The organism is Hyphococcus formosus (assembly GCF_046736345.1).
Lineage (GTDB): Bacteria > Pseudomonadota > Alphaproteobacteria > Caulobacterales > Parvularculaceae > Hyphococcus > Hyphococcus formosus.
Map to the genome: position 1 here is coordinate 607,464 of NZ_CP157210.1, position 14,348 is coordinate 621,811.

Below are 14,348 nucleotides of genomic sequence, written 5' to 3' on the forward strand. Positions count from 1 at the left end.
TCGCGATAATTCGCCCGCGCCATCGCGCGGCGCGGCTTCGTCGTGTTATAGCTATTCTTTCTTGTTTCGAATGCAGAGTTTGATTTGTCAGAGTCCACGCTACCCGATCGTACAAATGCTATTGTCCTTCATCCGGCGCTCAAGGGCGGCGGCGGTGTTCGTGCGCCAGAAGCACGGCTTGAAGAAGCGGTTGGTCTGGCGGCGGCAATTGACCTCGATATTGTCACGTCTTTTGTCATTCCTATAAATAGCCCAAATCCCGCGACGCTGATTGGCTCGGGGAAGGTCGAAGATATCGGCGCAATGCTTGATGCGCATGAGCCGCGACCGTCGCTCGTGATTGTCGATAGCGCGCTCTCGCCGGTTCAGCACCGAAATCTCGAAAAAGCATGGAATGCCAAGGTTCTTGATCGGACGGCCTTAATCCTCGAAATCTTCGGTGATCGGGCGCAAACTGCGGAAGGGCGCTTGCAGGTCGATCTGGCCCATCTTGATTACCAACGCTCTCGTCTTGTGCGGTCATGGACGCACCTTGAGCGGCAACGGGGTGGCGCGGGTTTTTTGGGCGGTCCCGGTGAACGCCAGATTGAATCGGACCGCCGTGCCCTTGACGACCGTATTGTTCGGCTAAAGCGCAAGCTCGATGAAGTAAGACGCACACGTACCTTGCAGCGCGCAAAGCGAAAACGTGCGCCGCATCCGGTGGTGGCGCTTGTCGGCTATACGAATGCCGGTAAATCGACATTGTTCAACCACCTGACCAAATCAACGGTGATGGCGGAAGATTTGCTGTTCGCAACCCTGGACCCGACCATGCGCGCAATCGACCTGCCTTCCGGTATTCGCGTGATCTTATCCGACACGGTTGGTTTTATCTCCGATCTGCCGACGCAATTGGTCGCCGCTTTCCGTGCGACCCTTGAAGAGGTGTTAGAGGCCGACATCATTGTTCATGTTCGCGATATTGCCCACGAAGACACGGATGCGCAGCGCGCAGACGTATTAAGCGTGCTCGCGGAGTTGGGCGTGAAGGACGATGACGAACGCCCGGTCATTGAAGCGCTCAACAAAATAGACCTCTTGCCCGAAGATGACCGTCTTGATGTGCAGGCAGTTGCGCGGCACAGCCAAGACAATCCCGATACCGCCATCAGGGTTGCGATGTCAGCGCAAACCGGCGAAGGGGTTGAGCAGTTAATGATGCTGGTTGAGCGTTCGCTAACCGCACAGCATGATACGATCACTGTTTTCATTCCGGCACCGATTGGCGCTGCGCGGGCATGGCTTCACGCCAGAGCGGATGTCATTGAAGAAACCGCAGATGGTGAGAATCTGATATTGGTGGTTCGTCTTTCCAAGAAAACCGAAGGGCAATTTTTCAAGCTTTATCCGAATGCGCAGGTCGCAACGGAAGAAGGAGCGTCCGTTAAGCGCGCATGATTATCGATCCGTACAAAGTAGAAGCTATCATCGCCGAAATCGCCGAGGAGGAAATTTCCTCGCGCTTTGGCGTTCTCAAAGACAGCGATGTGTCAACAAAATCAGGCCCAAATGATTTTGTAACCGCAGCGGATCAGGCGGCGGAAGAGCGCCTTGAACGCGCGCTTAAAGATCTGTATCCGGCAGCTTCGTTTATAGGCGAGGAAGCTGCGGCAGAAGATCCGGAATTGGTAAACCGGCTTGAGCACGAGCGCGGCGCATTCTGGATTGTTGATCCGCTGGATGGCACCCGAAACTTCGTTCAAAAGCGCGAAGAGTTTGGTTCAATCGTCGCGCTTATTGAAAATGGCGAAACCCGGCAAGGGTGGATATATGCTATTCCGGAAAAGGCATTTGCCACGGGATCGCTCGGCGATGGTGTGACATGGCAAAATGAGCAACTTGGACCAGTTTCGAAAACCGGGGACGTCCCTGTCGGGTATCGTTCAATCGGCAGTCTGGCACCCCAGTGGCAAGACAAGTTAGTACCGGCTTTGCGGGATAAATTTGAAACCGGGCCTGCGCGTTGCTCCGCATACGCTTATATTAACTTGGTCCAGGGATTGCGTGACTTTGCGCTCTATTCGCGGGTTCATCCGTGGGATCATGCGGCGGGCGTAATGATGTTAAATGAACTCGGTGGGCGTGTTGCCTATCTCGATGATTTGTCGCCCTATCGGCCACAAATGACGGTGGGGCGTCCGTTATTGGGTGCTGGTAATATCTCGAACTGGGAACGAATTCGCGCCGCTTTGTCGTAATACAGAACAGTTCTAGTAATGGTTGTTTTTTATGGTTAATTTCGCGTCTTAAATTTTAGAAGTAACCATAACTAATTATTGACCATTTTACCAAATTCCATGTAATTACAACGCATATGCAGCAATGGGAAGTGTGAAGTATGCGTTCAATTTTTACGATGATGATCGCCGCTGCCGGAACGGTAATCGGCGCGTTGGCAATGCCAACGGCGGCAAATGCGGCAACAATAACAGTAAATGGCGACACAACAGGTGCTCCAACATGGAACCGGCCATTTAATCTTGCGGGGAACTTATCCGGCACTGGAACGGATACGCCATATGATGTGATTGCATTCAGTGTCGACACCACGGGCGATTATGAATTTGAAATTACTTCTGCAAATTTCGACACTTATATTTTTCTATACGATGAAGCGGGCTTTGATCCGATGAACCAAAGTCTCGGCCTTCAGGCACTCGACGATGATGGTGGTGCGGGCCTTTTATCGCTTATTACCGATGCGAACGGCGATAATGCAACGCTGACGGCAAATCTTGTTTATTACATTGTCGTATCTGGCTTTTCGAACAGTGCATTCGGCACATATGCACTGGAAATTCGCGGCAATGGGAATGTCTCTCTGGGCGCGACTGAAGTTCCGCTTCCGGCGGCACTTCCGCTATTCCTCGCAGGTGTTGCAGGGATTGGTGCTGTTGGTCGTCGCCGTAAGGCAAAAGCCGCATAAACAATCGGCATACGAATTTAAAACCGGCCTCGCATTGCGATGGCCGGTTTTTTTTATGCCTTCAGGTAACCATTGCGCTCAAGGTAATCGACGATTTTTGTCGCTGCAACTTCCGCTGAAATTTCCGCCGTATTGAGATCAAGTTCGGCATTTTCAGGTGCTTCATAGGCGCTATCGATACCGGTAAAGTTTTTGATCTCGCCTTTGCGTGCGCGCGCATAAAGGCCTTTGACGTCACGCTGCTCACAGACTTCGAGCGGGGTCGAAACATAAACCTCGATAAACTCGCCCTCGGGGAGTAGTTCCCGGGCCATGCGGCGCTCGCTCTGGAATGGTGAAATAAACGACACCAATACGATTAGCCCTGCATCGGCCATTAGACGCGCAGTTTCACCCACGCGGCGAATGTTCTCAACGCGATCCGCATCGGTAAAGCCAAGGTCCTTGTTCAGGCCATGACGCACATTATCGCCATCAAGCGTATAGGTATGGCGGCCAAGGTCATGGAGGCGTTTCTCAACGAGATTGGCAACCGTTGATTTGCCTGATCCCGACAAGCCGGTAAACCACAAGACGCATGGCTTCTGGTTTTTCGCACTCGCGCGTTCGGTCTTGTTAACGTCAAGATCCTGCCAATGAACATTCTTTGCACGGCGCAAAGAGAAATCGATCATTCCGGCACCGATGGTCGCATTTGTGCGCCGGTCGATCAGAATGAAAGAGCCCGTACGACGGTTTTCTTTATAGGCGTCAAACGCGATCGGCGAGGCGAGGTTGAAATTACAAAAGCCGACTTCGTTAAGTTCCAATGTTTTCCCGGACATGTGCTCAAGCGTATTCACATTGATCTTGTGCTTAAGCTCGGTGATCGTAACCGGCACGATACGGTTCGCGGTTTTCAATAGATATTGCCGACCGGGGAAGAGCTTTTCTTCCGCCATCCAAAGAAGATGCGCGGCGAATTGATCTGTCTGCTCTGCGGGGGCTTTGCCGGCGCAGATCACATCCCCGCGCGAGATATCGATTTCGTCTTCAAGGGTCAGCGTAACCGCCATGTCTGGCGTCGCTTTGTCGATATTGCCGTCCATAGTGACGATGGATTGGACTTTTGATCGCTTCGCAGAGGGCAGAACGACGATTTCATCGCCGGGTTTTACGGTTCCCGTTGCGATGGTCCCCGAGAATCCTCTGAAATCGAGATTTGGGCGGTTCACCCATTGCACCGGCATGCGAAATGGCTTTTCGCTCAAATTTCCGCGTACACTGATGGTTTCAAGATAGGGGAGCAATGCTGCCCCATTATACCAAGGCGTCTCGCGACTTTTGGTTGTGATGTTCACGCCCTCAAGTGCAGAAACCGGGATGCAGGTGATCGATTCAAATCCGAGTTCTTTTGCAAACTCGCGATAATCCGCTTCGATCTGATCGAATGTCGATTGTGCGTAATCGACAAGGTCCATTTTGTTGATTGCGATGATGACGTGGCGAATGCCAAGTAGAGACGCAATGAAGCTATGGCGATAGGTTTGGGTCAAAAGCCCTTTGCGTGCATCCACAAGGATAATGGCGAGATCCGCTGTGGACGCGCCCGTCGCCATATTGCGCGTATATTGTTCATGCCCCGGCGTATCGGCGACGATGAACTTCCGTTTTTCCGTCGAGAAAAACCGGTAGGCAACATCGATGGTTATGCCTTGTTCGCGTTCGGCGGCTAGGCCATCGACCAATAATGCGAAATCGATTTTCTCGCCTTGGGTGCCGTGTTTTTTTGTGTCGCTTTCGAGCGCAGAGACTTGATCGTCGTAAAGCAATTTTGAATCGTAAAGCAGGCGACCAATAAGGGTCGATTTGCCGTCATCAACACTGCCGCAAGTGATAAAGCGCAGCATGCTTTTCCGTTCATGGGCGGATAAATAAGCAACGACGTCGTCATTGATGAGTTCGCGGTCGGCTTCGGTTGTGGCGGACATTTTAGAAATACCCTTCCTGTTTTTTCTTTTCCATCGAAGCCGCTTGGTCGTGGTCAATCACGCGGCCCTGGCGCTCGGAAGTACGGGCCACCAGCATTTCCTGAATGATTTCCGGGAGGGTCGTTGCGTTCGAGCGAACAGCGCCGGTCAGCGGATAACAGCCGAGCGTGCGGAAACGCACCATTTCTTCTAGGGGCTTGGTGCCGTTTAGCGGCATGCGATCATCATCGACCATGATGAGCGATCCGTCGCGATCCACGACCGGGCGATTGGCTGCGAAATAAAGCGGAACAATAGGGATATTCTCGCGATAGATATATTGCCAGATATCGAGTTCGGTCCAATTGGAGAGCGGAAACACCCGTATCGATTCGCCTTTCGCGATACGGGTATTGTAAATGTTCCAAAGCTCAGGACGCTGATTTTTCGGATCCCAGCGATGTTCGGCGGATCGGAAAGAGAAAATGCGTTCTTTCGCGCGGGATTTTTCTTCGTCGCGCCGCGCGCCGCCAAAGGCTGCATCAAATTTATATTTATCAAGAGCTTGCTTAAGCGCCTGCGTTTTCATCACGTCTGTATGAAGCTGGCTGCCATGAGTGAATGGGCCGATGCCTTGATCGACGCCTTCCTGGTTTATGTGCACGATAAGATCGAGGCCGAGGCGCTTTGCGGTTTCGTCCCGGAATTTAATCATCTCACGGAACTTCCATGTGGTGTCCACATGCAATAGCGGGAAGGGGGGCTTTGACGGGTAAAATGCCTTTAAGGCGAGATGAAGCATCACGGCAGAGTCCTTGCCCACTGAATAAAGCATCACCGGGTTTTCGGCCTCGGCGGCGACTTCGCGCATGATGTGGATCGACTCCGCTTCGAGACGGTCGAGATGCGACATGGCAGCAGGGGATATCAGCGCGCTGTCAGAGGGCGCGGGCGATGAGGTCACCGTTTGATCGCTTTCCAGTTCGGCGAGGCGCGTGCGCGCTGTTTCGAGCGTTTTCAACGTGCATTGGCCGCCTGCCTCTAGCCGGGCGATGGCTTTGCCGTCGTTGAATAGCTTTCGCGATATCGTCGAGACGGTCAGCCCCTTGCGGTCAGCGGCGGCGCGGGCGCGGGTGAGAAGTGATTGTATTTCCGACATATTGGGATATTTCCCACGATGTTTGCGTTAAAGTTTCAGAACCCTACCGATTTATGAGGATCTTTTGCAAGCGATACTATCTAACAATGTTATTAGATGGGGTTAATCCCACGATTGTGATCGCGCGTTATTGTATTCGGAACAGATTGGGCGCGTTCGATCATTCCCTTTCAGCGCGGATTATCCCAAGACCGTCAGAACTGTTCGGTTTTGCCTCATAAGGATCGCAGATTTGTTGGAAGTGGAATTGTGGAAGGTCGGCCTGTTATTTCTGGCGGGCGTTGCGTCGGGCTGGATCAATGTACTGGCTGGCGGCGGGTCAATGTTGGTGGTTCCGGTAATGCTGTTCATGGGCATGCCCGGGCCGGTCGCAAATGGCACTAACCGCATTGGCGTCATTGCGCAGAATATTGCGGCGATTGGCGGCTTTTTCCGGCGTGGATTTTCTGACTTCCGTTTAAGCGCAACGCTCGCCGCGTGCGGTGCGTTTGGCGCTTTTTTCGGGGCGCAAGTGGGCGTGAAGCTTGACGGCGTTTGGTTCGACCGAACGCTTGCGATCATCATGATCTGCATTCTCGTCATTATGCTTACGGGGCTTGGGCAAAAGCCAAAGCTGACCGACGGTAAGCCTAAAAATCTCCTGTTAGGACATTTCCTGTTCATTATCGCCGGGTTTTACGGCGGCTTTATTCAAATCGGTGTCGGTTTGATCCAGTTGCCGATTCTCAATCGGGTGATGGGGCTCGATCTCGTGCGCGCCAATATGCACAAAGTTTTTGTTGCCATGGTGTTCTCGTTTGTCTCGCTCGGGGTTTTTGCGTCGCAAGTCAAAATTGAATGGGCGCTCGGCCTTGCGCTGGCGCTTGGCTATGCGATTGGCGGCTGGCTGGGGGCGAATGCGGCGGTATCAAAAGGCGAGGGGCTCATTAAGAAAGTCTTTTATCTCGCGCTGGTGGCCATGGCGATTAAGTTGTTGTTTTTCCGGTGAAGAATATCTTTACCGGTTTTGTGGCAACAAATACGCATTAATCGCGTTCGTACGGCATTGAGTTAGGTAAGTGGGCGAATGAGCCAAAGTAAGTTAGAGCAAGCGCGCCCCATCTATTTCCCTGCATTTGATTGGTTGCGACTGGTCCTCGCAATGACGGTGGCGTTATCCCATGACGGCGTGCCGATGGATCACAATGCGCCCAATTTTGCAGTGCAGATATTCTTTGCACTGAGCGGCTGGTTGATTGGCGGTATCTTATTCGACAGTACGAAACAGGACTTGCCGCGATTTTACTTCAACCGCGCGACGCGGATTTGGGCACCTTACTATTTTTCGGTTGCACTCATTTTTGCTGTAAGTCTGTTGAAAGAACCCATTGACTGGCATTGGATCGAATATCTTTTCTACGATCTGACCTATACACATAATTGGTTCATTTCACCGCGGATTCTTGAAATTCAAAAAGATCTCCCGCTTGGAGGGAGTACGAACCATTTTTGGAGTTTGAGCGTTGAAGAACAATTCTATTTGTTTGCCCCGCTCCTGATCCTGTTTTTTGCGCGAGGGCGCTCGATTGTTTTATGGGCGGCAATCGCAGCACTCGCGGTAACGTTTAAAACATTTTATGGCGCGATTGCTCTTGGCGTTTTCGCTGTTGCGCTTCAGCGGCGCTATGGCGATTGGCATTTGAATAACAATATCGCTCTATCGTTAGGTATTGCGTTGATCGGTTGCGTCGCAGCCTATCTCGTTAAGCCAGAGGCTTATTTATACATTGCGCCAATAGCATCGGTTTTGATCGTATTGCTGCTTGCGCGGCCGGGCACAAAATCGACATTGGGCGCGTTTGTCGGGGGTATTTCCTATCCGCTGTATCTCAATCATTGGATCGGAATATTCGCCGCACACGAGATCGTTGAGATGGTCGGCTTTATCGGGCGATGGTCGGGTGTGTGGCTCGGGGCGATTCTCAATATTGGCGTAGCGTCGGTATTATTTTTAGCGATCGACGAGCAAGTTCGGAAAAGACGAAACCGGCTCTTTTCTACGGGGCGGGGATGGGCTGCGGCCCTTACAGCCTATGGTCTCGTCGTGCTCGGTGCGGTCGGCGGGATCGCGATCTTCATCACTCGCCTTTAAATTGTGAAAAATGCTAACTAATTGAAAACTATAAATAAGTTTTCCAGAGGCGTTATGACGCCGATTTCCCCAATGGACAGTCTGTCGCAGTTGCGCCATTGAAGGCTCACCAAATTCGGGCGTGACCTGACGCGCCTTAGAAGATCGCAAAAATACATATTCAACAACGAGGTTATTTCCATGGAAACCCATGACGTTCGCGCCCACCGATCAAAAGATGAGTTAAAGCGCGAAGATCAACTGGCGTGGAAGATCGCCAGCGTTGCTGCCGACCCGGTCGAGGTCGATGCCGAAGCAACGGATATGATCATCAACCGCATCATCGATAACGCATCTGTTGCGATTGCATCGCTCAATCGCGGCCCCATTAAATCAGCCCGCGCAATGGCGAACGCGCATCTTCGCTCTGGTGGCGCGACATTGTTCGGTATGCCAGCCGATCACACCGTGTGCGCAGAATGGGCTGCTTGGGCAAATGGAACCGCCGTTCGTGAACTCGACTTCCACGACACGTTCCTTGCCGCCGACTATTCACACCCTGGCGACAACATCCCGCCGGTGCTTGCGGTTGCGCAACAATGCGGCAAAGACGGTCGCGACCTCGTTCGCGGTATTGCGACGGGCTATGAAATTCAGGTCAATCTCGTGAAGGCGATTTGCCTCCACGAGCACAAGATTGACCACATCGCGCATATCGGTCCATCTGCATCTGCGGCGGTGGGTACGCTTCTTGGTCTGCCTACGGAAGTTATTTTCCAGTCGGTTCAACAGGGCCTGCACACAACGGTCACCACGCGCCAGTCGCGCAAGGGCGAGATTTCCTCATGGAAAGCTTTCGCACCGGCATATGCGGGTAAGCTTGCGATTGAAGCGGTTGACCGCTGCATGCGCGGTGAGGGTGCGCCAAGCCCGATCTATGAAGGCGAGGACAGTGTAATCTCGTTTATCCTCAATGGCCGTACAGCGCGCGATCAGGGCAAGAGCCCATACGAGCCAACCTACCATGTGCCGCTTCCTGGCGCGGGTGAGGCCAAGCGTGCAATCCTTGAGACCTATACCAAAGAACACTCAGCTGAGTATCAGTCACAGGCGTTGATCGACCTTGCGTTCCGCATGGGTAAAGAGATCGACGATTTCGATAAAGTGAAGTCGATCGTTCTTCATACATCGCACCACACACATTATGTGATCGGCACGGGTGCCGGCGATCCACAGAAAATGGATCCGAATGCGTCGCGTGAAACACTTGATCACTCGATCATGTATATCTTTGCGGTCGCGCTTCAGGATGGCGAATGGCACCACGTTAAATCCTATGCGCCGGAGCGGGCACAGCGTCCTGATACGGTGCGTTTGTGGCACAAGATTTCAACGATCGAAGATCCGGAATGGACACGCCGTTATCACAGCCATGATCCGAACGAAAAAGCATTCGGCGCAAAGGTTGTCATTACGATGGAAGATGGCCGCGTGATCGAAGACGAACTCGGCATTGCGAATGCGCACCCATTTGGCGCACGTCCATTTGGCCGCGAAGAATATATCAAGAAATTCCGTACGCTAACGGATGATATTCTAGAAAAATCAGAATCAGAACGCTTCCTTGATCTGGTTCAGCAATTGCCAAATCTGAACGCCGAACAGGTTCGCACCCTGAACCCGGTCGCGCCTAACGGTTATTTGGTCGAAAACCCTGCGAAAGGGATTTTCTAATCCGGCATTCGCAGTCTTAAAAAGATAGGTGGCTATGAAAACGGAAGTAGAGAAAACGTTGAAGCGGTGGCACGAAATGGTGGCCACCAAAAATCTGGATGAATTGGCTGAGATCATTCATCCGGATGCGGTGTTTCGCTCTCCCGTCGCGCATAGCCCCTATCATGGTCGAGACGCATTACTTTTGGCGCTCTCGACCGTCATCACGGTGTTTGAAGATTTCACTTATCACCGTGAATTCGTTGAGCCGGGCGGCAAGGATGTCGTTCTGGAATTCAGTGCGAATGTAGACGGAAAACAATTAAAAGGGGCCGATTTCATCAAGTTCGATGATGACGGCCTAATCGTAGAATTTGAAGTCATGATTCGACCGGCCAGCGGCTTGATGGCGTTGGGACAGCGCATGGGCGCTGCAATCGGCGACAGGATTGGCGAGTACAAATAGGAGTCAGTATGCTATTCACTCAAAAATCGGCAGCGGAAAAACGCGCCGAATTCCGCAAAGGGCTCTCATCGGGCAAGCTATTGCAATTTCCGGGTGCTTTTAATCCGCTCTGTGCACAGATGATTGAACGCAAACAGTTTGATGGCGTTTATATCTCGGGTGCGGTAATGGCGGCGGATTTGTGCTTGCCGGATATTGGTCTTGCGACAATGACCGAGTTTGTCGAGCGCGGGCGTCAAATCGCGCGCGTATCGGACCTTCCTTCAATCATCGATATTGATACAGGTTTCGGTGAACCGATGGCCGCCGCACGAACCATCATGATGATGGAAGATGCCGGGCTTTCGGGATGTCACATCGAAGATCAGGTCATGCCGAAACGCTGTGGTCACCTTGATGGAAAGGAAATTGTATCGACCGATACGATGATCCAGCGTGTGCGTGCCGCGGCAGACGCAAAACGCGATCCGAACTTCGTTCTCATTGCGCGTTCTGATGCGCGCGCGGTCGAGGGGCTTGAGGCTTCGATTGACCGTATGAAAGCCTATGTTGACGCTGGCGCGGATATGATTTTCCCCGAGGCGATGAAATCAGAAAAAGAGTTCGAAGCCGTCCGTGCAGCGATTGATGTTCCGATCCTTGCGAATATGACCGAGTTCGGTAAGTCGCGCTTGCTCAATAAAAAAGAGCTCGAAGATCTTGGGTTCAATATGGTGATATATCCGGTCACGACATTGCGCTTGGCGATGGGGGCTTGTGATCGCGGGTTGGATGCGATCCTTGAGACCGGTGATCAAAACGGCATTCTTGATGAGATGCAGCACCGTCGCGATCTTTATGACCTGTTGCGTTATCACGAATACAATAAATTCGATGAGTCCATCTATAATTTTCAAGTCGGCGACACGCCACTGGAATAGTATTTTCGTTTAATGGACGGGTTTGATTGGAGAGCAGAGATAGACAGGACGGGGCTTCGGCAATGGAATTTGCTTTGACGAGTATCGTTTCAGGTTTCTGTGTTGGCGGAAAAAATGCCCTCTAGTGCAATCAAACCCGGCTGTTACGCCGCCATTTTTTCAAGCCAGCGAACCGATCAAGACGCGCGTGGCTATGAGGAGATGTCGAAGCGGATGGAAGCGCTGGCAAAGACAATGCCCGGCTATCTCGGGATTGAGTCAGCGCGTGATGAGAACGGTTTCGGGATTACGGTTTCCTATTGGGAAAGCGAGGAAGCTATCGCGAACTGGAAGAAAAACGCCAATCACGCCGAGGCGCAGCATCGCGGCAAAGTCGATTGGTATAAAGAGTATTCAGTGCGTGTCGCGAAAGTTGAACGCACTTATGAAATGAAGAAGCAAAGATAGGTAGGATAGATTTATGACGGATACAGATATCAAATATGGTCTGGCTGGCGTTTTGGCGGACGATACGGCGATCTCAAAGGTGATGCCGGAAACCAATTCACTGACCTATCGCGGTTATGCGGTGCAGGATCTGGCCACACAATGCCGTTTTGAAGAGACTGCCTATCTGATCTGGAACAAAGAATTACCGACCCAATCGCAACTTGACGACTTCGTTGCTTTGGAAAAAAGCCAGCGCGGCATTTCCGATGATCTCATCGAGGTTATGCGTAAATTTCCAAAATCAGCGCATCCGATGGCGACCTTGCGCACAGCGGTTAGCTTCCTAGGTCTTGAAGACAAAGAGATCGAAGATCACGCGACCGACAAATTATATGACCGCGCGATCAGCCTTTACGCAAAAATCCCGGAAATCGTTGCGGCGGACTTCCGTCTACGGAATGGTAAAGACCCGATCAAGCCGAACAACGATCTCGGCTTCTCTGAGAACTTCTTCCATATGTGTTTTGGTGATGTGCCGGCGGCTGAAACCGTAAAATGTTTCGATACGTCAATGACGCTTTATGCTGAACATTCGTTCAATGCATCGACCTTTACGGCGCGCGTGATCGCATCATCATTGTCTGGCATTTATTCTGCGGTGACGGGCGCTATCGGTTCGCTCAAAGGCCCGCTTCATGGCGGCGCGAACGAAGCCGTTATGTATATGCTCAAAGAAGTCGGCACGGCTGATAACGCGAAAGCTTGGATGCTTGACGCATTGGCGACGAAAAAGAAAATCATGGGCTTTGGTCACCGCGTTTATCGTTCCGGTGATAGCCGCGTTCCGACAATGACGGCCGCATATAAAGATATGGTCGATATTATTGGAACCGATGAAGCCAAAATGTATTGGGAGATGAGCAAGATTCTCGACGAGACGATGGTTGCGGAAAAGGGCATTTACCCGAACCTCGATTTCCCGGCGGGGCCTGCTTATTACCTGATGGGCTTTGAAATTCCGATGTTCACGCCTATTTTTGTGATGAGCAGGATCACCGGTTGGACGGCGCATATTATGGAACAACTTGGCGACAATAAGTTGATCCGGCCGCTTTCTAACTATACAGGTCCAGCACAACGTGAGGTCACACCGATCGACAAAAGATAGGATCAAAAATGGCGGCGACTCATAGGGAGAGAACCGAGGAAGAACGCGAACGGGCGAAAGAGGCCGTTCGCGAGCTAATCCGCTGGGTCGGCGACGATCCAGACCGCGAGGGGCTGCGCGATACGCCCCGCCGGGTGGTCGATGCATATCTCGAATATTTCCAGGGCTATGAGCAATGTCCCGAAGAATATCTTACTCGCACCTTTGAACAGGTCGGCGGGTATGATGAAATCGTACTTCTTCGGGATATTCCGTTTCATTCACATTGCGAGCACCACATGGCCCCGATCATCGGCAAGGCCCATGTGGCTTACCTACCGACTGATAAGGTGGTCGGTATCTCCAAATTGGCACGGGTCGTTCAGGCCTATGCCAAACGGCTTCAGGTGCAAGAACGCCTGACTGCGGAAATCGCCGATTGTATCCAAAAAGTGCTTGAGCCACAGGGCGTGGCCGTCGTGGTCGAAGCAACCCATGCTTGCATGACCTGCCGCGGTGTCGAAACACCGGGCGTGACCATGACGACAAGCCGGATGATGGGCGTATTCCGTCAGGACGACAAAGCAAGATCAGAAGTTATCAAGCTGATCGGTTATTAATAATTCAAGGCAACAGGATTTCCCCCATGGCATATGAATGCATTCTTACCGAGAGCGATAGTGGCGTTGGTATCATTACCCTTAATCGTCCCGATGCGCTGAACGCGTTCAATCAGCAATTAATGAACGAAGTCACCGAGGCTGTCCGTAAGTTCGAAGCGGACGACGCAATCGGCTGTATGGTGATTACCGGGTCCGAAAAAGCCTTCGCCGCCGGTGCCGACATCAAGGAAATGGCATCAAAGAACTACATCGATGTCTTGAAAGAAGATTTCATCACGGCAAATTGGGAAGAGGTTTCCAAAACACGCAAGCCTGTTATCGCTGCGGTAGCCGGATATGCGCTTGGCGGCGGTTGTGAGCTTGCATTGATGTGCGATTTCATTCTGGCCGGTGAGAATGCGAAATTTGGCCAACCTGAAATCACGATTGGTGCCTTGCCGGGCGCTGGTGGGACCCAGCGTCTCGCACGGTTTATCGGCAAATCAAAAGCCATGGAAATGTGTTTGACGGGCCGCATGATGGACGCCGAAGAGGCCGAGCGTTGTGGGTTGGTAAGCCGTATTGTTCCCGTTGGTGAGCTACGGGCAGAGGCAATCGAGACCGCCAAGAAGATCGCGAATTTCTCGCGGCCGATTACGACGCTCACAAAAGAATCCGTCAATCGCGCCTATGAAACAACCCTCGCGGAAGGAGTTCGGTTCGAACGCCGGGTATTCCATTCTGTCTTTGCGTTCGAAGATCAGAAAGAAGGTATGGCGGCCTTTACCGAAAAACGTAAACCGGTTTTCAAGCACCGGTAATCGCTCATGGTGCGTTGTTTCTTGCAAGGCACCGTGACACTCCATATAAGCTAGCGTTCCCCTC

The 14,348-nt window shown here is 52.0% G+C and carries 14 protein-coding genes; 12 read left to right on the forward strand and 2 right to left on the reverse strand.

Going from position 1 to position 14,348, the window contains the following annotated elements; genetic code table 11:
• The first annotated feature begins 84 nt into the window (after positions 1-84).
• The 3 genes from hflX to ABFZ83_RS02815 all read left to right on the forward strand — a co-directional run bounded on the left by hflX (position 85) and on the right by ABFZ83_RS02815 (position 2,968).
• Positions 85-1,440, forward strand: coding sequence for a GTPase HflX (gene hflX / locus ABFZ83_RS02805; protein ID WP_411817912.1), 1,356 nt, complete (start codon positions 85-87; stop codon positions 1,438-1,440).
• A complete protein-coding gene (locus ABFZ83_RS02810; protein ID WP_411817913.1) occupies positions 1,437-2,240 on the forward strand; it encodes an inositol monophosphatase family protein in 804 nt (267 codons plus the stop codon). Before hflX ends, ABFZ83_RS02810 begins: the two co-directional genes overlap by 4 nt.
• A gap of 140 nt (positions 2,241-2,380) precedes the next feature.
• Positions 2,381-2,968, forward strand: coding sequence for a VPLPA-CTERM sorting domain-containing protein (locus ABFZ83_RS02815; RefSeq protein WP_411817914.1), 588 nt, complete (start codon positions 2,381-2,383; stop codon positions 2,966-2,968).
• A gap of 53 nt (positions 2,969-3,021) precedes the next feature.
• Here ABFZ83_RS02815 and cysN read toward each other — a convergent pair whose 3' ends face one another.
• Together cysN and cysD are read right to left on the reverse strand one after the other, a co-directional pair.
• Entirely contained in the window at positions 3,022-4,938 is a 1,917-nt protein-coding gene (cysN, locus tag ABFZ83_RS02820) for a sulfate adenylyltransferase subunit CysN (protein ID WP_411817915.1), read from the reverse strand.
• A gap of 1 nt (position 4,939) precedes the next feature.
• On the reverse strand, positions 4,940-6,076 hold the full coding sequence (gene cysD / locus ABFZ83_RS02825) for a sulfate adenylyltransferase subunit CysD (protein ID WP_411817916.1): 1,137 nt from the start codon (positions 6,074-6,076) through the stop codon (positions 4,940-4,942).
• A gap of 241 nt (positions 6,077-6,317) precedes the next feature.
• On the opposite strand from cysD, the gene ABFZ83_RS02830 reads away from it, so the two are divergent.
• The 9 genes from ABFZ83_RS02830 to ABFZ83_RS02870 all read left to right on the forward strand — a co-directional run bounded on the left by ABFZ83_RS02830 (position 6,318) and on the right by ABFZ83_RS02870 (position 14,284).
• A complete protein-coding gene (locus tag ABFZ83_RS02830; RefSeq protein ID WP_411818795.1) occupies positions 6,318-7,064 on the forward strand; it encodes a sulfite exporter TauE/SafE family protein in 747 nt (248 codons plus the stop codon).
• Positions 7,065-7,142: 78 nt separating this feature from the next.
• A complete protein-coding gene (locus ABFZ83_RS02835; protein ID WP_411817917.1) occupies positions 7,143-8,207 on the forward strand; it encodes an acyltransferase family protein in 1,065 nt (354 codons plus the stop codon).
• 180 nt (positions 8,208-8,387) lie between these two features.
• Complete coding sequence (locus ABFZ83_RS02840) at positions 8,388-9,920, forward strand: MmgE/PrpD family protein (RefSeq protein WP_411817918.1); 1,533 nt, start codon at positions 8,388-8,390, stop codon at positions 9,918-9,920.
• A gap of 34 nt (positions 9,921-9,954) precedes the next feature.
• Positions 9,955-10,365 carry a nuclear transport factor 2 family protein gene (locus ABFZ83_RS02845; protein WP_411817919.1) on the forward strand — a complete coding sequence of 137 codons (411 nt, stop codon included), beginning with the start codon at positions 9,955-9,957 and terminating at the stop codon, positions 10,363-10,365.
• Between the two features lie 8 nt (positions 10,366-10,373).
• Positions 10,374-11,285, forward strand: coding sequence for a methylisocitrate lyase (prpB, locus tag ABFZ83_RS02850; RefSeq protein WP_411817920.1), 912 nt, complete (start codon positions 10,374-10,376; stop codon positions 11,283-11,285).
• Between the two features lie 114 nt (positions 11,286-11,399).
• Entirely contained in the window at positions 11,400-11,732 is a 333-nt protein-coding gene (locus tag ABFZ83_RS02855; protein ID WP_411817921.1) for an antibiotic biosynthesis monooxygenase family protein, read from the forward strand.
• 13 nt (positions 11,733-11,745) lie between these two features.
• Positions 11,746-12,882 carry a bifunctional 2-methylcitrate synthase/citrate synthase gene (locus tag ABFZ83_RS02860; protein ID WP_411817922.1) on the forward strand — a complete coding sequence of 379 codons (1,137 nt, stop codon included), beginning with the start codon at positions 11,746-11,748 and terminating at the stop codon, positions 12,880-12,882.
• 8 nt (positions 12,883-12,890) lie between these two features.
• A complete protein-coding gene (gene folE / locus ABFZ83_RS02865) occupies positions 12,891-13,481 on the forward strand; it encodes a GTP cyclohydrolase I FolE (protein WP_411817923.1) in 591 nt (196 codons plus the stop codon).
• A gap of 26 nt (positions 13,482-13,507) precedes the next feature.
• A complete protein-coding gene (locus ABFZ83_RS02870; RefSeq protein WP_411817924.1) occupies positions 13,508-14,284 on the forward strand; it encodes an enoyl-CoA hydratase in 777 nt (258 codons plus the stop codon).
• The last annotated feature ends 64 nt before the right edge of the window (positions 14,285-14,348 follow it).